The sequence below is a fragment of the Kluyvera intermedia genome (assembly GCF_021440345.1).
GTDB classification, from domain to species: Bacteria; Pseudomonadota; Gammaproteobacteria; order Enterobacterales; family Enterobacteriaceae; genus Kluyvera; species Kluyvera intermedia_A.
The window spans coordinates 1-19,742 of sequence record NZ_JAKCNS010000046.1 but is presented as its reverse complement, the minus strand read 5'-3'; the positions used below and the strand labels follow the sequence as shown (position 1 = coordinate 19,742).

The following is a 19,742-nucleotide window of genomic DNA, read 5'->3' as shown; positions in this document are numbered from 1 at the left end:
TGTAGTGGTTTCGTGTTGAAACTATATAGAAAGAAAACCCGATTGAGTGAAGGGGCATAGCGCAAAAGAAATAAACGGTGCACTACCGCACAGTCTGCGCTGATTGTTAAATTATTTTCAATAATTAACCGGGTTATGGCGAATAAAATTTAAGCGGGTTCTTTTCTCCGATTTTCGTTGCTATTCTCAATTCATCAAAACAGCCACAAAAATCAGGGGAATTAACATGACTAACAATAATCTGATTGCTGATTATTTATTGGCTGCACAACAAGGCGAACTGGCAAAATTAAAATCCTGCCTGCGCCAGGTCGTGGATATTAATGCGTGCAACCGCCAGGGGCAAACGGCGATTACGTTGGCTAGCCTGAATAAAAAATATGATTGTGTCGCGGAATTAATTGATGCCGGTGTGGATATTAATAAGCAAGACCAAACCTGCTTAAACCCTTTTCTCATTAGCTGCCTGAATAATGACTTAACGCTGTTGCGTTTAATTTTACCGGCGCGTCCGGATTTGAATCGCTTAACCCGTTTTGGCGGTGTGGGTCTGACCCCAGCCTGCGAAAAAGGCCACCTTGAAATCGTCAAAGAGCTGTTAATTCGCACCCACATCAACGTCAATCACACCAACTTTGTTGGCTGGACGCCGCTGCTGGAAGCGATTGTGTTGAACGACGGCGGCGAAACTCAGCAGACGATTGTTGCGTTATTGCTTGAGCACGGCGCTAGCCCGTATATGACCGATAAATACGGTAAAACCCCGCTGGAACTGGCGTGGGAGAAGGGATATGAAGAAATTGCCCAGCTGCTGATTGCCGCCGGAGCCTGACAGAGGAGACGCGCTATCAACACCCCAATACGGCGGTGTGTGCAAGCGCTAACTGCGGATGAGCGCTTTCTCTTTGAGCGCGGCGGTGGACGAGTTGAACAGGTTTTTTCCCGGGCGGTAAACCTTTATCTCCCGGCACAGCAGCGATTAATGACGCTGTTATGTGAAGACTACGACAACGCCCCCAACAGCTGTAGGTTAGCACTCACTCACTTTGATGGCCTGTTCCGGCACGGCGAACCGGTTCAGTTTCACCCTACGGGGATTGCCATTGGCGAGGATAAATGGCTCAGCACCACATCCTGTCAGCGCTGGCAGCCCATAACGCCGCAGCTTAACGCCGAACGGTTTCGGCAAATTCCCTGGCAACGATGGTGCGAGGTGATTCATCAACAATTACAGGAAAATGAGACGTTGTTTCGCTGGCGCGGAGACAACCCATTTTATCAGGCTATCTCCAGCGCATTACAGCAGCGGCGCCGGACATTATTTAACGCTTTATTACAGGGCCGCGAAATTACGTCAGCCGTTGCCAATATGGTGGGGCTGGGTATTGGTCTGACGCCCTCGGCGGATGATTATTTAGTTGGGCTGAGCACGATTTTATTTATCGACGGACACCCGGCCCAACAATATCGCGATGATTTTTATTCCGCGCTTGAAGTCGCGCGTGAAAATACCACGCAGCTCAGCGCTATTACGCTGGAAGCCGCATTTTCCCAACGTTATCGAGAAAGTATTTTCGGGTTTATTAACGGCATGATTAATGAACCCACCTGCTTTTCTATCCAGGCTATTGCCAATATTAAAAATATTGGCTCGAGTTCCGGCTGCGACATGCTGTACGGCATGGCGGACGCCTGCGCCCTGAGCCAAACGTATGGAGGAAATTATGTCAGTCAAAATAGTTATTAAAAAGAACACGTATTTTGATTCGGTATCGCTTATGTCGATTTCCACCCGCGCCAATAAGCTCGACGGTGTCGATCAGGCATTTGTGGCGATGGCGACCGAGATGAACAAAGGCGTATTGAAAAACTTAGGCCTGCTGACGCCGGAGCTGGATGAGGCGAAAAACGGCGACCTGATGATTGTGATTAACGGTAAAGCCGGTGCGGACAACGACCAGATGCTGGCGGCGATTGAAGAGCTGTTCACGAAGAAGGCGGAGAGCGGCTCGCACGAAGCGCGCTATGCCACGCTCGCTAGCGCCAAAAAACACGTGCCGGAAAGCAACCTGGCGGTGATCTCGGTCAACGGTCTGTTTGCTGCCCGCGAAGCACGTCAGGCGCTGCAAAATGATCTCAACGTGATGCTGTTTTCCGATAACGTCACCATTGAAGATGAGCTGGCGCTCAAGCAGCTGGCGCATGAAAAAGGGCTGTTAATGATGGGGCCAGACTGCGGCACCGCCATTATTAACGGCGCGGCGCTGTGCTTTGGCAACGCGGTACGTCGCGGCAATATCGGCATCGTCGGCGCTTCCGGCACAGGTAGCCAGGAGCTGAGCGTGCGGATCCACGATTTTGGCGGCGGCATCTCGCAGCTGATTGGTACCGGCGGTCGTGACCTGAGCGAAAAAATCGGTGGGCTGATGATGCTGGATGCTATCGGCATGCTGGAAAACGATCCGCAAACCGAAATTATCGCCCTGGTTTCTAAACCGCCGGCGCCGGCCGTGGCGCAGAAAGTACTGGAGCGCGCCCGCGCCTGCCGTAAACCGGTGGTGGTGTGTTTCCTTGGCCGCGCGGAACCGCCGACTGATGAACAAGGTCTGCAGTTTGCTCGTGGCACCAAAGAGGCGGCGCTGAAAGCGGTGCTGCTGAGCGGCGTAAATAAAGCGTCGTTAGATCTGCATCCGTTAAATGGCGCGCTAGTTCGCGACGTGCGCGCGCTTTTAACTCCACAGCAGAAGTACATTCGCGGCCTGTTCTGCGGCGGTACGCTGTGCGATGAAACGATGTTTGCGGTCCTGGAGAAACACGGCGACGTTTACAGCAATATTCAGCCCGATCCGGCCTTCCGTCTGACGGATATTAACCGCAGCATAAAACATACCTTCCTCGATTTTGGCGATGACGATTTCACCAACGGCAAGCCGCACCCGATGATCGACCCCACCAACCGTATCAGCCGGTTGATCCAGGAAGCGCGCGATCCGGAAGTGGGCGTTATCGTGATGGACTTCGTGCTGGGATTTGGATCGCATGAAGATCCGGTGGGTTCGACGATCGAGGCGATCAAAGAAGCGAAAGCGATCGCCAAAGCCGACGGGCGTGAACTGGTGATCCTCGGCTATGTGCTGGGGACCGATCTGGATACCCCTTCGCTGGAACAACAGCGCCAGATGCTGAGCGATGCGGGGGTGATCCTCGCCAGCAGCAGCACCAATACCGGATTGCTGGCACGTGAATTTATCTGCAAAGGGGAGGAAGCCTGATGAGCCAGTCACTGTTTACCCAACCATTGAACGTCATCAACGTCGGTATCGCGATGTTTAGTGATGACCTGAAAAAACAGCATGTTGCCGCGACTCAGCTCGACTGGACACCGCCGGGTCAGGGCAATATGCAGATTGTGAACGCGCTGGATAGCATCGCCGACTCTCCGCTGGCAGACAAAATCGCCGCGGCGAACCAGCAGGCGCTGGAGCGCATTATTCAGTCGCATCCGGTGCTGATTGGCTTTGACCAAGCGATCAACGTGGTCCCGGGCATGACGCCAAAAACTATTCTCCACGCCGGCCCGCCGGTGAAGTGGGAGAACATGTGCGGCGCGATGAAGGGCGCGGTGACCGGGGCGCTGGTGTTTGAAGGGCTGGCAAAAGATATCGACGAGGCCGCAGTTCTCGCCGCTTCCGGTGAAATCACCTTCTCGCCGTGCCACGAACATGACTGCGTAGGCTCGATGGCCGGCGTCACCTCGGCGTCAATGTTTATGCATATCGTCGAGAACAAAACCTACGGCAACATCGCTTATACCAACATGAGCGAGCAGATGGCCAAGATCCTGCGCATGGGGGCCAACGACCAAAGCGTTATCGACCGTCTGAACTGGATGCGCGATGTGCAGGGCCCGATGCTGCGCGACGCGATGAAGATTATCGGCGAGATTGACCTGCGCTTAATGCTGGCTCAGGCGCTGCACATGGGCGATGAGTGCCACAACCGTAATAACGCGGGCACCACGCTGCTGATTCAGGCGCTGACGCCGGGGATTATCCAGGCGGGTTACACCGTTGAGCAGCAGCGCGAAGTGTTTGAATTCGTTGCCAGCAGCGACTACTTCTCCGGCCCGACGTGGATGGCGATGTGTAAAGCGGCGATGGACGCGGCGCACGGTATCGAATACAGCACCGTGGTCACCACCATGGCGCGTAATGGCGTTGAGTTCGGATTGCGCGTCAGCGGCCTGCCGGGGCAGTGGTTTACCGGCCCGGCGCAGCAGGTAATTGGCCCGATGTTCGCGGGGTACAAACCGGAAGATTCAGGTCTGGATATTGGCGACAGCGCGATTACCGAAACCTACGGCATCGGCGGCTTTGCGATGGCGACGGCACCGGCCATCGTGGCGCTGGTGGGCGGTACGGTAGAAGAAGCTATCGACTTCTCCCGCCAGATGCGCGAAATCACCCTCGGTGAGAACCCGAACGTCACCATCCCACTGCTGGGCTTTATGGGTGTGCCGACGGCTATCGATATCACCCGGGTGGGCAGCAGCGGCATTCTGCCGGTGATCAACACCGCTATCGCGCACAAAGATGCGGGTATCGGCATGATTGGTGCCGGGATTGTGCATCCGCCGTTCGCCTGCTTTGAGAAGGCGATTTTGAGCTGGTGCGAACGCTACAACGGATAACGGACGGTGCCCTCTCTCCTCCGGGGAGAGGGCTAGGGTGAGGGGACAACGGGCCCGGAGGCCCAGGTTGCCGTTCAGCGCACCACCCCTCACCCCGACCCTCTCCCTTGAAAAGGGAGAGGGAGCAAACCCAACAACAATAATCACATCACCTTCTGCACTGGAAACCTACACGATGAAAGAACTTGTGGTCGTTGCCATTGGCGGCAACAGCATTATCAAAGACAACGCCAGCCAGTCGATTGAACATCAGGCAGAGGCGGTGAAAGCGGTGGCCGACACGGTGCTGGAGATGCTGGCGTCGGATTACAACATTGTGCTGACGCACGGTAACGGCCCGCAGGTAGGGCTGGATCTGCGTCGCGCGGAGATTGCCCACGAGCGCGAAGGGCTGCCATTAACGCCGCTTGCCAACTGCGTGGCCGATACGCAGGGCGGCATTGGCTATTTGATTCAGCAGGCGCTGAACAACCGGCTGGCCAAACGCGGTGAGCAAAAAGCGGTGACGGTGGTGACGCAGGTGGAAGTGGATAAAAACGATCTGGGTTTTGCCAATCCGACCAAACCGATCGGCGCATTCTTCAGTACCGAGCAGCGCGATGAGCTGCAAAAAATGAATCCGACCTGGCGCTTTGTTGAGGATTCTGGGCGTGGCTATCGTCGCGTTGTCGCCTCTCCGGAGCCGAAGCGTATCGTCGAGTCTGAAGCCATTCAGGCGCTGGCGCAGAAAGGTTTTCTGGTCATTGGCGCGGGCGGCGGCGGTATTCCGGTGGTGCTGGGGGAAGAGGGGGATTATCGCAGCGTGGATGCGGTTATTGATAAAGATCTCTCCACCGCGCTGCTGGCGCGGGAGATCCACGCCGATATTCTGGTTATCACCACCGGCGTGGAAAAAGTGTGCATCCACTTCGGCAAACCTGAGCAGCAGGCGCTGGGGCAGGTGGATGTCGCCACCATGACGCGCTACATGCATGAAGGGCACTTCCCGGCGGGCAGCATGCTACCGAAGATTGTCGCCAGCCTACAGTTTTTACAACACGGCGGAAAACGAGTGATTATCACCACGCCGGAATGTCTGCCCGCCGCCCTGCGTGGCGAAACGGGCACCCATATCGTCCATTAAAAGTAAGGAACGACGATGCAAGAGAACAAAAGTCGCCGTGAGTTTCTCAGCAACAGCGGCAAAATGGTCACCGCTGCTGCGCTGTTTGGTGCTACTGCTCCGGTGGCGTATGCTGCCACTTCCGGCGCTGCTGCCTGCGAGACCAAGGGAACCATGAACATCACCGACAGCCATTATTATCTGGACAACGTGCTGCTTGAAACGGGCTTTGATTACGAGGGCGCAGTCGCTGTGCATACCCGCACTGCGCTGCATACCGTGGAGATTAACGCGGGTAAAATCGTGGCGCTGCGCGATAACAAAAGCCATCCTGACGCCACGCTGCCGCACTATGATGCGGGCGGTAAGCTGATGCTGCCGGCGATGCGCGACATGCATATCCACCTCGATAAAACTTTTTACGGCGGCCCATGGCGTTCGCTTAACCGTCCGGCAGGCACCACGATTCAGGACATGATCAAGCTCGAACAAAAGCTGCTGCCTGAACTCCAGCCTTACACCCAGGAGCGTGCCGAAAAGCTTATCGACCTGCTGCAGTCAAAAGGCACGACCATCGCTCGCAGCCACTGCAATATTGAACCGGTCTCCGGGCTGAAAAATCTCGAAAATCTGCAGGCGGTACTGGCGCGCCGTAAAGCGGGTTTCGATTGTGAAATTGTTGCTTTCCCGCAACACGGTCTTTTGCTATCCAAATCAGAACCGCTGATGCGTGAAGCGATGCAGGCTGGGGCGCACTACGTGGGCGGGCTGGATCCAACGAACGTCGATGGCGCAATGGAGAAATCCCTCGATACCATGTTCCAGATAGCCATCGACTATCAGAAAGGGGTGGATATTCATCTGCATGAAACCAGTCCGGCGGGCATCGCAGCGGTGAAATATATGGTGGAAACCGTCGAGAAAACGCCGCAGCTCAAAGGCAAATTGACCATCAGCCACGCTTTTGCGCTGGCGATGATGAACGAGCAGCAGGTGGATGAGATTGCCACGCGGATGGCCGCACAGCAGATTTCTATCGCCTCGACGGTGCCTATCGGTACGCTGCATATGCCGCTTAAGCAGCTGCGTGACAAAGGCGTGACGTTAATGACCGGCACCGACAGCGCTATCGACCATTGGGCGCCGTACGGCCTCGGCGATATGCTGGAGAAAGCCAACCTGTACGCCCAGCTCTATATCCGCCCGAACGAGCAGAACCTCTCGCGTTCGCTGTTCCTGGCGACCGGTGACGTGATGCCGCTCAATGAGAAGGGTGAGCAGGTGTGGCCGAAGGCGCAGGATGATGCGAGCTTTGTGCTGGTGGACGCCTCGTGTTCAGCGGAGGCCGTTGCGCGTATTTCTCCTCGTAGCGCGACGTTCCATAAGGGACGGTTAGTGTGGGGAAGCGTGGCAAGTTAATGAACGGAGAGGCTCTTCAGCGATACCTGAAGAGCCTCCCGGTGAGACGCGCGGCAGGGATTAATGCGCGTCGCCTATCACCTGATTCTTGCCGCCGTGTTTGGCTTTATAGAGCAGAATGTCGGCGGTTTTAAGGGTATGCTCCGCGGTATCACCAGGCTGCCAGAACGTGATCCCCGCGCTGAAGGTGACGCGCATTGGGCTTTCTCGCCACGTCCGGTGGCTAACAATTTTCCGCCATGTATCAACCAGTTGATAGTGTTCTTCATAGTCATTGCCTGGGAATATCACCACCAGTTCTTCACCACCAAAACGATAGAGATGATAATCATCGCCCATCACCTGGCAGCCGGCTTTGCTCACAAATTTCAGTACGCCATCCCCGGCATCATGACCGAAGGTATCATTGATGACTTTAAAGTTATCAATATCAATAATTGAGAATGAGAACGTGTCATTCTTAGCGATAAGCGTAGCGAGATCTTCATTCATCTTTTTACGATTATAGATCTGTGTTAACTCGTCAGTTTCTGAATCGTGTTTGACGGTTTTCAACTCGGCATTGTTATTTCTGATGTTTTGGTAAAGAAGCTCAAAATTAGGCTTGGCTTCTTCTGAGTCGATACCTCTGACTTCCATCAGAAACACAGAAAGCATCTGACGCAGATACATTCTGAAGAGCACGATAAAAATAAGATAGATACTGAGGCAAATAGAAAATGCGGTGATGAAACTTTGAATGAAATCGCTCATTTCATTCTCAAGATCGCTTTTCTTCACATAAGAAATCGCCACCCAGTCAGGGTTATTAAACTTTTTATAGAACACGTAGGTTTTGGTTGTTTTGTCATAGAAATCTTCGCTGTCATTGGCGATCTGTTTTGTCCATGACTCAGGCATTTCGCGGGTTAACACTTCATTTTTATTGTCGCTTAAGACAATCAGACCATCGTGCGTGGCTATACGGAATCGGCCGGAGTACGGTGCCTTTATGTTCTCAAGCATTGAAGAAATGGCTTTTAGATCAAGGTCAAAAGCGATATTTCCAATGACTTCAAGGTCTTCACCAAGAATACCCATGCTGACGGTGATCGCCTTCTCATCTTTTTTGTCTTCTTCATTGGAGACGTAAGGAGCAGAAAACGTGACATGATTTTTTTCTGTGGCCTTTGGGTACCATGGACGAGTGAGAACGCTGTAGCCCTGAGGACGTATCTTGTAGGGATAGGTAATGGAGTCGCCATTAGCATTAGAAATGGTGACGTTCCTGAAGGCCGGCGTAGAATTGACGATGGAGTTCGCGATTTTTTCGATTTCACTATTCTCACCCTGCAGATAAGCATTCAGTTTATCTTTGGTGATGATCTTTAAGATCGGATCGAACAGCATCGTAATATTTCTGGTGGTTTCCGTGACACTATTAGCCGACTCATTATCGGTAAAGCGAACCATCGTTTTAATAAACGATTGTTCTATGTTTTTGTTGGTATATACATATGTGAAAACACACATTAACAAAAATGGAACAAGAATAGCCAAAAAGGCAATGGTGGTTATTTTATTGGTACTGTATCGCTTCATTTAACTTGGATTTCTTTCCATAGATATCGGAAAGAATATAAGCGACCCAAAGCGATGAGACTTAACTCTACGACATCGGTCTTTACGTATTTAGGCTCTCCTTTACATAACTGGCGAAAGGAGAGCCTCGGTGTGACGAAATCAGGCGCTGGCCATTTGGCTCTCTTCATGAAGATACTGCTTGTCTAACACCTTCACGAAAGGCAGATAAATGGCGGTTGCGATAACTAAATTTACTGCTTGTAAGATGACCCCAGAAATTCCGGTAGTCAGGAATCCGGAGACAAAAATGGGCGTGGTCCAGGGAATAGATACGCCGGAAGTCGGTGGTACCCAACCGAGCGCGATAACCACGTAGGTCACCGTACAAAGCACGATGGGGGTGAGCAGGAAAGGGATAAGCATCAGCGGGTTAAGCACAATCGGTAAACCAAAAATAATCGGTTCGTTGATATTAAATATTGCCGCGGGTGCCGCCAGTTTTGACAGTTGCTTCAGACGGGTGCTTTTGGCAACCATAAAGATGCTGATCAGCAGCGCGCCGGTAAAGCCCGTGCCGCCGGCAATCAAATACACGTCCCTGAATTGCTGGGTGATGATATTGGTTGCCGCCAGACCTTCCTGAGTTTGCGCCAGATTTTGCGCGCTGAGCGTTTGCCAGATTGGCCCCATCACGGATGTCACGATCGAGTCGCCGTGAATACCAAAGAACCAGAACAGGCTTATCATCATTTCGGCAATCAGCTGAGAGAAGATGGAGTTGCCTAAATAGAGCAGCGGCTCCTGCAGCATGACGCTGATAAATTTCCCCGGCGTGCCGAAATGCGTGTTCTCAAACAGAACTTTGATCATTATCCAGAACAGCAGCACCACTAAGATAGGCACCAGCGATTTAAAGGATTTGGCAATTTCCATCGGCACGCTGTCTGGCATCTTAATGGTAAAGGTTCGGTTTTCCAGAAACTCGACCATCTTGATGGTGATAACGGTGACAATAATCCCTAAAAACATCGACTCAGAGCTAAAGTCGAGCAGGGCATAAGCCCCTGCCACAATATCCCCTGATTCTGTCGTGATACTTCCCGGTAGCATTAAGAAGAATATGGCGACCGGTAAAATAGCGGTGCTTTGGCTCAGATTGAGCTTTTCGACTAACTCCTTTGAGAAAGTGATGATGACCAATAACGTCATCAGGCCATAGCTGGCATTAATCCCGTAGTTCAGTTTATCGAGCGTACCTTTTCCCAGCAGGGAGGTCATAAACTCGTTATACTCGCTGATAGGAAAATTGGTTAAAAGAAGAAAAAATGAGCCGACAATTAAAAAGGGAATCAGCGCAATAAAGGCATTTTTGAGGGCGGTCAGATAGATGTTTGACGAGATTTTCTCGGCCAGTGGCAACATCTTTTGTTCGAGTAGAGAGGTTATGCTCATTTCCGCTTACCCTTTAAGGTGTTTTGTAATGTAGTAATTAACTTGCGGGAATTGCTTAATATAGAGTGCCGGGATCTCGGTGTGATGGGCATCGCCATTCACGATCTGCTGATAAATACCTTTCTTAGCCTCATGGTTAATGATGACAATCACCTTTTTGGCTTTGATGATTTTCTTCAGACCCACGGTAATGCCTTCGGTGAGCGTCACATCGCCTGAAAAGTATTTATGACTGGCGACGTTGATGGTGACCTCATCCAGTTTGGTTTGCAGATAATCGGCATCAAATGAAACGCCCGGCTCGTTTAAGCCGATATGCCCATTCATCCCTACGCCCAGAATCACATAATCGAACTCTTCGCCGTTTAGCGCGCTCTCGTAATGGGCAATGTTTTGTGCCGTGGATGCATAAGGATCGAAATGGATTAACTCCACCGGGTGAGAGCATTTGTGCACAAAGTCGTGGTTAATCATGCTCAGGCAGCTGCCATCGGATTCGCTGGGGACATTGACCCACTCATCCAGCGCAAAGAAGGTGAGGTTGCTAGCAATCTCTGTCGCGGCGAGTGCGTTATAAACCCAGTGCGGGGTGCTGCCCGAAGGGATCAGCACGCGGGAATGTGGCTTAAGCGCCGAGAGTTCGCTGACCACCTGCTCGGCCAGCGCGGCATTGGTATCAAAAGTGGTACATTTCATCTGTTTCTTCCCGCGATTAAAGGGCTGCAATGGTTTTGGCGAATAAAGGCAGATACTTTTTATTGGCTAGCAGCATTTCTTTGACTAATTCAACGCCTGCGTTATCGCTTGAGCACAGTGGATTGAAGATGAAACCGGCGATCAGCGCCTGATAATCACCGGTTGCGGCGGCTTTCACGATTTGCGCTTCATAGTCTTTCATCATCGACACAATCCCTTTCGCAGGTGATGGGATCTCGCCGGTGCAAATTGGCATTGGGCCATTCCGCGTCATCACACAGTTCACTTCCACTACCGCATCTGCCGGTAAATTGGTGATCGCGCCGCCGTTGCGAACGTTGACGGTTTGAATGCTCTTATCATCGAGATAAATCGCACGAATCACATTCAGGGCCGCAGTGGAATAGAGTGCGCCGCCGCGGGCTTCCAGCTCTTTAGGCTTATCCTGAAGGGAGATATCGCTATATTTTTTGAACAGTTCCGCTTCGATATTTTTAACGATTTCACCGCGTGACAGCTCGGCGGCATCCTGTTCGGCCAGCATTTCGGTGGTCTTGAGGTAATATTTTAAATATGAAGAGGGGATCAGGTTGGTGGCGGCCAGCAGCTCTTTATTAAACTGTTCGTTGCTGACGTTTTTAAAGCTCAGCGCGTCGACATCCGCTGCGTTGATTAAGTCGATAGTTTCACGCGTGCGATCGATGCCGTGATGCAGGATTTTAGTAATAAAGTTCATGTGGTTGGAGCCTTTGAACTCTACGTATAAATCTTCGACCCTGGCGTTCAGTAAGCCTGCGACCTGATGGGTCATATTGATAGGGCCATTGCACAGGCCAATAACCCGGTTATTATTGCTGTATTTCAGTACCGCTTCCGTCACCATTGAGGCCGGGTTGGTGAAGTTAATAAGCCAGGCGTCAGGGCAAATCTCTTTCATTTCATTGGCGATTTCAATGATCACCGGGATGGTGCGTAAAGCCTTGAACATGCCTCCAGCACCGTTGGTTTCCTGGCCAATAAAGCCGTAGGATTTCGGCAGTTTTTCATCAATGATGCGCGCGTCAATGCCGCCAACGCGCAGCTGTGTGACCACGAAATCCGCACCCTGTAGTGCATTTCCACGGTCAAGCGTCTGGCTCACTTCAATCGCTAAACCCGCTTTATCCAGCATCCGTTTGGTCAGTTGAAAGATGATATCCATCTTCTTTTTGCCCATCTCCACGTCGACGAACGCAATGTGGGAAACGGGGAGCTGATGATGGTTTTTAATGACCCCTTCAATCAGTTCTGGCGTGTAGCTGCTTCCTGCACCAATCACAACGAGTTTAACGTTTTTCATGAGTCTTCTACCTTTGAATTAAATTTCAGCGATACTTTTCTGACATTGGATAAATGGAAAAGCATGATATCGATGATGGCTATTTGTATTGGGTAACTAATATTTTCGAATGCGGTGTCTTTAATAATGGCATTTTTATAAATCAACACGGCATCGGCTTTAAGCGCCAGCGTTGAGTTGGCGCGACTGGTAATAGCGGCCACTTTTATGCCGTTTTTTCTGGCGTTAAGAATAATATCTTCCAGCATTTCTGACTCGCCGCTATTAGAGACGATAAGCACACAGTCATTGGCGGTCAGAAAGCGGCTGCGAACATTACAGTTGGTATAGTCGGTTTCATTAAGGATATTAAAGCCCAGCACCATCAGGTTATAGCTGACATAGTTTGCCACGCTATCCGAAGTGCCATATCCCCAGGTAATAATTGTGCTGCAACCGGATAAAAAATCACAAAAGGCTTTCACTTTGCTTTCTGATACTTTGGTTAAAGCATCCTGCATTTCCTGGATGTATTCATTCACAAACGAATTGTGATGCTGTGAGTTTTTCGACATCGAAAATACATCACGAACGTCAACTTTAAACTCCTGAAAATTATTAAAGCCTAACTTCTTGACCAGTTTTGAAATGGATGGCGCGGTGGTATACACCCGCTCAGCCAGTTCATGAATCTTCATCTTATAAACGTCAGTAGGGTTCTCCTGACAGAATTTATAAATCCGCAGCTCATTGCTGGTTAAATCTTTACGCATGGAGTGCACCTTTTACTATGCGGTGCTGGCACCGCATTGGCTCTCGGAAAGGATCTTAACAAGGTCATACTGGAAATAGGTTTTATGATTTAGAAATTAATTTCCGTGATCTTGGCTATAAATTTCCATGTGCAGACTTCCCCTGGTGGAGATTTGTGCCAGGGATTCACTGAATAGCCTGGATGAGGCGCCAGTGCGCCGACGTACGGCCAGAGACGTGTTTTCTATGGAATATTATGGTGCTGCAGGTCTGCAGCGTGGCTGACTTTCAACTTCAGCAAGTCGCAGTTCCAGGGCATTGAGCTGATGCTCGCTGAACACTTCAATACCGTGTTGGCGTAATAACGCGGCGGCAACCCCTTCTCCTTGCACCTTATCACCGTTAAACGCACCGCTATAAATGGTCTGACTGCCACAGGTTGGGCTACCGTCAGTCATAATCGCAAAGCGGCAGCCGTTATGCTGCGCGGTTTGAAGTGCGAGCCAGGCGGCCAGTATGTAAGGTTGGGTCACATCGCGGCCGTCGCTTTCTACCATTTGCGCGCGTCCATTCAGCACGTCAACTCCCTGGCCGCCTAGCATCTCCGCCGATAATCGCGGCGTCTCAAGCCCTGCCGCCAGCTCCGGGCAATGCGTCACCAGCCGGCCTTCGTCTTGCCATTGCTGTAATAACGCAGAATCACAGGATTTGTGGGTACCGTTGTAGCGCACGTGGTGCCCAGCCAGGCAAGCACTCAGGAGGATTTTTTCTTTGACGGTCATCGGGATACCCTTAAGGGTGCGTGGCAAGGCGGTCGTCGCGATGCCTGCGGCTATAGGGTAACAGATAATGTGGATGGGTGTGTTGCGGGTGGAGATGGGCTAAATTCCGAAAACAAGTCGTAGAAACACTTAGTTAAGCGAAGTTACAGTTGGATTAACGGAGTGCTGCTAGTTTCGACGTGGTTGTTTACCTCCCCTGAGAAAGGAATTAAGTAGATGAGAGTAAAAGGAACTAAGCAGATGAAAAAAATCGTAACGGGTGCGGTTTTGGTCGCCGCAGCGGTGGTATCTTTCCAGACCATGGCGCAGCCAGATCGTGCGCAGATGCGCCAGAACTTTGACACTAAGATGGTGCAGCCGTGCCAGGGCAAAAAAGCGGGTGATGAAGTGACTATTACTACTCGCCGTGGTGATAAACTGCAGGCAGTTTGCACTCTGACCGCGATTCCTAAACCGCAGTCCTGAGTACTTTTTTAGCTCGTTAATATTGAGGCCTGCCGGGAAATCGGCGGGCTTTTTTATTAACTGGATTTGTACCGAAGTAAATTGCTGATGAAAAGAGACCAACTGCTGAGGTGAAGGGTATCGCTATGGACTTATTTGGACGCGAATAGCGGTAGGGGAAACGCGGCAGTGAAATCTGCCGCGTGGTAGGGCGTTTTATTGCATCACAGCGCTTTTGGCTTTTGCTTTAGCGTTATTACAGGCGCTTTGCGGCATTAATCCACCGTCGGATGCAACGTTGTATTTAGTCGAACAGGTAGTGGTTAACCAGCCCTTCCAGCAGTTCCTGATGGCCGCTCTGATGCTGTGGCGTCAGCTGATGCTGCTCGGCGTATTTCGCCAGCTCCTGTAGCGACATCTGGCCTTTGAGGATCTGCTGACCCAGTTCGCCATTCCAGCCGGCATAGCGTTTAGCGACGCGTTTATCCAGTTCACCGCCTTCAACCATGCGGGCCGCCACTTTCAGCGACAGCGCCATCGTGTCCATTGCGCCGATGTGACCATAGAACAGGTCGTATTTGTCGGTGCTCTGGCGACGGACTTTGGCATCAAAGTTCATCCCGCCGGTGGTGAAGCCACCCGCTTTAAGGATTTCATACATCACCAGCGCGTTTTCTTCGACGCTGTTCGGGAACTGGTCGGTATCCCAGCCCAGCTGCGGGTCACCGCGGTTAGCATCTACCGAACCAAACAGACCCAGCGCAATCGCGGTGGCAATTTCATGATGGAAAGAGTGACCCGCCAGCGTCGCGTGGTTAGCCTCGATATTCAGCTTAATCTCTTTTTCCAGGCCGAACTGTTTCAGGAAGCCATATACCGTTGACGCATCGTAGTCATACTGGTGCTTGGTTGGCTCCTGCGGTTTTGGTTCAATCAGCAGGGTGCCCTGGAAGCCGATTTTGTGTTTGTGCTCGACCACCATCTGCATGAAGCGGCCAATCTGCTCGCGCTCCTGACGCAGGTCGGTATTGAGCAGGGTCTCGTAACCTTCACGGCCGCCCCACAGCACATAGTTTTCACCGCCCAGTTTGTGGGTCGCATTCATGGCGGTGAACACCTGAGTGGCCGCCATGCTGAACACTTCCGGATCCGGGTTAGTTGCCGCACCGGCGCCGTAACGCGGGTTAGTGAAGCAGTTTGCGGTCCCCCACAGCAGCTTCACGCCGCTCTGCTGTTGTTTTTCTGCCAGCACATCGACCATCTGAGCAAAATTATTCAGATACTCTTTCAGGTTTGCGCCTTCCGGAGAAACGTCGACATCATGGAAGCAATAGTAAGGGACATTCAGTTTGTGGAAGAATTCAAACGCCACGTCAGCTTTACGTTTCGCACGCTCGATGGCTTCGCTCGGCTGCTGCCATGGGCGGTCAAATGAGCCAACGCCGAACATATCTGCGCCGTTCCAGCAGAAGTTGTGCCAGTAGCAGGCGGCAAAGCGCAGATGCTCTTCCATCCGTTTGCCTAGTACAATTTCATCCGGGTTGTAATGGCGAAAAGCCAGTGGATTTGTTGTTTTAGGGCCCTCAAAGCGAACACGGTCGAGTTGATCAAAATAAGCTTGCATAATGCACTCCGTAATTCATATAGCGGAAAATAAATGACTGCGGCTATCCTCTATTTTTAATTGCTTATTGATCAATTACGTTATTTCATTCTGTGATTGAGATAATGCTCAAATGTGAGCGTTATCGCAAAAATATAGTCGTTTTCACCCCTTAAATAGCGTTGTAAAATCCAGTTTTTGGGATGGGTCATGCTCATCAGTGCGGCAAAGAAATGATAGTTTGGTAGTGTTCATGCGGCTTGCGAGGAAATTACACAGAATGGAAAATCCATATTTATGTTGTGTGAATTGTAGGAGCTATGTGTTTTAATGATCACAAAAGTAAAAAAACATAATCAGTTAATATAAAAACGCAATAGATTCTCCAGTGGCATCTGTGTCAGAAAGTACTGCACATTTACAAAATAAATCGGAGACCTGATTGAAATGCGTAAAAACATAATTCAAAGTCGGCATGACGAATATCACAAATTAACGCGAGGTGAGCGTATTGGTTATGGGATGGGAGACTTTGCGCAAAACCTTGTATTTGGTACGATAGGTGGTTTTCTTGCTCTGCACATGTTGACGGTAAATACCATCAGCACGGCGACGGCAGGGTTTATATTTCTTTTTGTTCGCATTGTTAACGTTTTTTGGGACCCGATGGTCGGTACTTATGTTGACAAAAGAAGTTCAAGTGCAGGCAAATATCGTCCGTGGCTGTTAAGAGCTGGTATTCCGTTAGTTATTCTTTCCGCATTATTGTTTGCCCCTATTCCAGGCGTTCGGGGGTCTGTTCCTTTTGCATTTATTATTTATTTGGCATTGGATTTGGTTTATTCAGTGGTGAATATTCCTTATGGTTCTCTTAATGCATCATTAACGCGAGATCCGGAGTCTATCGATAAACTAACCAGTACGCGAATGATGCTGGCAAACAGCGCCAACCTTCTCGTCTATACCCTGTTCCCGATGTTTGTACAGATGGCCTCGCCAAAAGATCGAAGCCTTAAAGACACCGGTTTTTTTGGCCTTGAACTCAATTTGGGCAACTATACCGATCCATCAGCGAATTATGCGTGGTTTGGCGTGTACTCAATCTATATGGTAATCGGTGCTGCGGCGCTTTTCATCTGTTATAAATTCACTAAAGAACGCGTTGTCGCTACGGCAGAACAAACGGCCAACGTAAAGACAACCGATCTGTTCCTTGAACTGAAAAATAACCGCCCGCTTGTTATTCTCGGGGTATTTTTCATGTTGGCATTTACCTTTATGTTCTTTATGAACACGGTCAATGGCTTCTTCAATCAGTTTGTGGTTGGCCATTCAGAATGGATGGGCGCAATTGGTCTTGTAGCTTCCATTCCGGGTATCGTCTTCCCTATTTTTTGGTCCAGACTCAAGAAGATTTTTGGTAAAAAAGGCTTCTTTCACTTTTTCCTTGGCATGTTCATTGTCGGTGAGTTACTGACTTACGTTTGGTCGCGTGAAGGGATGCATGATGCCCTTTGGCTTGCTTATATCGCCACCTTTATTAAACAGTGGGGCTTAACGTCAGCCACTGGCTTTATGTGGGCGCTGGTTCCTGAAGTTATTGCTTATGGCGAATTAAAGTCGGGCAAGCGCAATGCTGCGATTATTAATGCAATTATGGGCCTGTTCTTCAAGATTGGTTTTACTATTGGCGGCGCGATTCCACTGTGGTTACTGGCTGCGTACGGCTTTAGTGAAACCGGCGCTCAACAAAGTGCCAATACGATCGATGGTATTATTATGACCGCAGTTTGGATTCCTATCGCTTTGGCCGTTCTTTCGATGGTTATCATGCAGCTCTATCCTATCTCCGATAAAAATGTCACAGAGATCAATCGTCAGCTTGATGAGATACGGATATAGTTAAAAAATTAATTAAAATTGCAACGATTAAATTAGAAAATATATAAAGGTAGAATGATATGACTCTTATTCAAAACCCTGTACTACCTGGCTTTAATGCCGATCCCAGTATTGTTCGTGTCAATGACACCTACTATATTGCAAACTCTACATTTGAGTGGTTTCCTGGCGTTCGTTTACATGAGTCAAAGGACCTGAAACACTGGAATCTTCTCCCAAGCCCATTGTCCACAACCACGCTTTTAGATATGAAAGGCAACCCTTCATCAGGCGGGATTTGGGCTCCGGCTCTCTCTCATGCCGATGGAAAATTCTGGTTAGTGTATACCGATGTGAAAATCACCGAAGGTGCCTTTAAGGATATGACCAACTATCTGACCACCGCGACAGATATTCGTGGCCCATGGTCAGATCCCATCAAACTCAATGGCGTAGGCTTTGATGCTTCGCTGTTCCATGACGATGATGGGCGTAAATATATCGTGCAACAAACCTGGGATCATCGTGAATATCACCATCCATTCGATGGCATCACGTTAACCGAACTGGATACCAACACCTTAAAATTAAAGCCTGAAACCGCGCGTACACTCTATCGCGGCACTGCCGTGGCGCTTGTTGAAGGGCCACATCTCTACAAGCTGAACGGATACTACTATCTTTTTGCCGCTCAGGGGGGAACGGTGTTCACCCATCAAGAAGTGGTTGCGCGTTCTAAAACCTTAGAGGCCCTGAGTTTTGAAACAGCGCCAGGGGAAGTGTTCTTAACTAACGTCGATACGCCCGACAGCTATATCCAAAAGCAGGGGCATGGTTCTTTGGTTTCAACGCCAGAGGGGGAATGGTATTACGCCTCGCTCTGCGCTCGTCCGTGGAATCGCCCTGGTGAGTCTGTTTACGACCCTCGTGGCTGGTCAACACTGGGTAGAGAAACGTCAATCCAAAAAGTGTACTGGGATGAAGAAGGTTGGCCGCGAATTGAAGGCGGTCACGGTGGAAAAACGTTTGTTGAAGGGCCAAAGGATGCCATTTTCACCGAAAGCGCAAAAGATCATAGCCAATATGATGCATTTACCACACCGACACTCGATCACAACTGGAATACGCTGCGTGTTCCGTTTACCCAAAAAATGGGTAACACGGGTGATGGTAAGTTGACGTTAATTGGTCAGGGCTCTTTGGCGAATACTCATGATCTCTCGTTGATTGCCCGACGTTGGCAGGCCTTCTATTTTGATGCACAAGTTAAGGTCAAATTTAATCCATTTAGTTATCAACAAATGGCAGGGTTGACGAATTACTACAACGATCGTCATTGGAGTTTTGTTTTCGTTACCTGGAATGAAATTAATGGTTCCGTCATCGAGGTTGGTGAAAATAATCGCGGTAAATACACTTCCTATTTAAAAGACGATGCTATCAAGATCCCTGAAGGTACCGAATATATCTGGTTCCGCACCAAAGTCAGGAAACAAACATACTGCTATGAATATAGCTTTGATGGGGTCAGCTTCACGGAGATTCCCGTCACGTTAGATGCCGCTGTACTTTCAGACGACTATGTCCTGCAAAGTTATGGTGGCTTCTTTACCGGAGCATTCGTTGGCCTGGCGGTAGTCGACTACTCGGGCTATGAAATCAGCGCAGATTTTTATGATTTCGCCTATCAGGAACTGGGTGATTCGTTAACTTCTCCGGATGTTTATAGCTGGAAAGCCGGCGAGTTACGCGTGAACTAACAATCCACATATACATTAAAAGCTGATAATCGTGAGGATAGGGTAGCAGCAGATAGCGCTACCCACCTTACATTAGAGAGCGCATGTCTGAAATTCATGATGCAAAGGTCATAACCTCTGCGTAGAGCCACTGTCGTTTTTTACGTGTACGTTGAACACTGCAATAGAATATTTATCTATACCCATATTTAATAATCAAAAACACGGAGGACTTACTACTAAAATTATTTAACCTTACCTCTGCTTAATTAAAAATAAAAATCAGCTTGTTTTGGTGAT

At 49.9% G+C, this 19,742-nt stretch carries 16 protein-coding genes; 9 read left to right on the top strand and 7 right to left on the bottom strand.

The window, feature by feature from the left end:
- The first annotated feature begins 226 nt into the window (after positions 1 to 226).
- From LZ634_RS14590 to LZ634_RS14565, 6 genes are all read left to right on the top strand, one after another.
- Positions 227 to 832, top strand: a complete 606-nt coding sequence (locus LZ634_RS14590; protein ID WP_234506546.1) for an ankyrin repeat domain-containing protein — start codon at positions 227 to 229, stop codon at positions 830 to 832.
- A 39-nt stretch (positions 833 to 871) separates the two neighbouring features.
- Positions 872 to 1,747, top strand: coding sequence for a DUF2877 domain-containing protein (locus tag LZ634_RS14585; protein WP_234506543.1), 876 nt, complete (start codon positions 872 to 874; stop codon positions 1,745 to 1,747).
- Positions 1,725 to 3,272, top strand: a complete 1,548-nt coding sequence (fdrA, locus tag LZ634_RS14580) for an acyl-CoA synthetase FdrA (RefSeq protein ID WP_234506540.1) — start codon at positions 1,725 to 1,727, stop codon at positions 3,270 to 3,272. Before LZ634_RS14585 ends, fdrA begins: the two co-directional genes overlap by 23 nt.
- Positions 3,272 to 4,690 (top strand): DUF1116 domain-containing protein, encoded by a 1,419-nt coding sequence (locus tag LZ634_RS14575; RefSeq protein WP_234506537.1) that lies wholly within the window; start codon positions 3,272 to 3,274, stop codon positions 4,688 to 4,690. Before fdrA ends, LZ634_RS14575 begins: the two co-directional genes overlap by 1 nt.
- A 175-nt stretch (positions 4,691 to 4,865) precedes the next feature.
- Entirely contained in the window at positions 4,866 to 5,813 is a 948-nt protein-coding gene (locus LZ634_RS14570) for a carbamate kinase family protein (RefSeq protein WP_234506534.1), read from the top strand.
- Between the two features lie 15 nt (positions 5,814 to 5,828).
- A complete protein-coding gene (locus LZ634_RS14565) occupies positions 5,829 to 7,211 on the top strand; it encodes an amidohydrolase family protein (RefSeq protein WP_234506532.1) in 1,383 nt (460 codons plus the stop codon).
- Positions 7,212 to 7,271: 60 nt separating this feature from the next.
- Here the strand turns inward: LZ634_RS14565 and LZ634_RS14560 are convergent, their stop codons facing one another.
- The 6 genes from LZ634_RS14560 to LZ634_RS14535 form a co-directional block, all read right to left on the bottom strand.
- Positions 7,272 to 8,792 (bottom strand): sensor domain-containing diguanylate cyclase, encoded by a 1,521-nt coding sequence (locus LZ634_RS14560; RefSeq protein WP_234506529.1) that lies wholly within the window; start codon positions 8,790 to 8,792, stop codon positions 7,272 to 7,274.
- 141 nt (positions 8,793 to 8,933) lie between these two features.
- Positions 8,934 to 10,226, bottom strand: a complete 1,293-nt coding sequence (locus LZ634_RS14555) for a PTS sugar transporter subunit IIC (protein WP_234506525.1) — start codon at positions 10,224 to 10,226, stop codon at positions 8,934 to 8,936.
- Between the two features lie 6 nt (positions 10,227 to 10,232).
- Complete coding sequence (locus LZ634_RS14550) at positions 10,233 to 10,922, bottom strand: 6-phosphogluconolactonase (protein WP_234506522.1); 690 nt, start codon at positions 10,920 to 10,922, stop codon at positions 10,233 to 10,235.
- 16 nt (positions 10,923 to 10,938) lie between these two features.
- The gene (locus LZ634_RS14545; RefSeq protein WP_234506519.1) at positions 10,939 to 12,261 is read right to left on the bottom strand and encodes a 6-phospho-beta-glucosidase; all 1,323 of its coding nucleotides are present in this window, start codon (positions 12,259 to 12,261) and stop codon (positions 10,939 to 10,941) included.
- Positions 12,258 to 13,013: a MurR/RpiR family transcriptional regulator gene (locus LZ634_RS14540; RefSeq protein WP_234506517.1), complete on the bottom strand. Its 756-nt coding sequence runs from the start codon at positions 13,011 to 13,013 to the stop codon at positions 12,258 to 12,260. Before LZ634_RS14540 ends, LZ634_RS14545 begins: the two co-directional genes overlap by 4 nt.
- 234 nt (positions 13,014 to 13,247) lie before the next feature.
- Entirely contained in the window at positions 13,248 to 13,775 is a 528-nt protein-coding gene (locus LZ634_RS14535) for a DUF523 domain-containing protein (RefSeq protein ID WP_234506513.1), read from the bottom strand.
- Positions 13,776 to 14,015: 240 nt separating this feature from the next.
- On the opposite strand from LZ634_RS14535, the gene LZ634_RS14530 reads away from it, so the two are divergent.
- Positions 14,016 to 14,240, top strand: coding sequence for a hypothetical protein (locus LZ634_RS14530; RefSeq protein WP_234506510.1), 225 nt, complete (start codon positions 14,016 to 14,018; stop codon positions 14,238 to 14,240).
- A 283-nt stretch (positions 14,241 to 14,523) separates the two neighbouring features.
- Here LZ634_RS14530 and xylA read toward each other — a convergent pair whose 3' ends face one another.
- On the bottom strand, positions 14,524 to 15,843 hold the full coding sequence (gene xylA / locus LZ634_RS14525; protein ID WP_234506506.1) for a xylose isomerase: 1,320 nt from the start codon (positions 15,841 to 15,843) through the stop codon (positions 14,524 to 14,526).
- Between the two features lie 441 nt (positions 15,844 to 16,284).
- Here xylA and LZ634_RS14520 point away from each other — a divergent pair, with 441 nt between their 5' ends.
- The gene (locus LZ634_RS14520) at positions 16,285 to 17,724 is read left to right on the top strand and encodes an MFS transporter (protein ID WP_234506574.1); all 1,440 of its coding nucleotides are present in this window, start codon (positions 16,285 to 16,287) and stop codon (positions 17,722 to 17,724) included.
- Between the two features lie 59 nt (positions 17,725 to 17,783).
- Positions 17,784 to 19,463, top strand: coding sequence for a glycoside hydrolase family 43 protein (locus LZ634_RS14515; protein ID WP_234506502.1), 1,680 nt, complete (start codon positions 17,784 to 17,786; stop codon positions 19,461 to 19,463).
- The last annotated feature ends 279 nt before the right edge of the window (positions 19,464 to 19,742 follow it).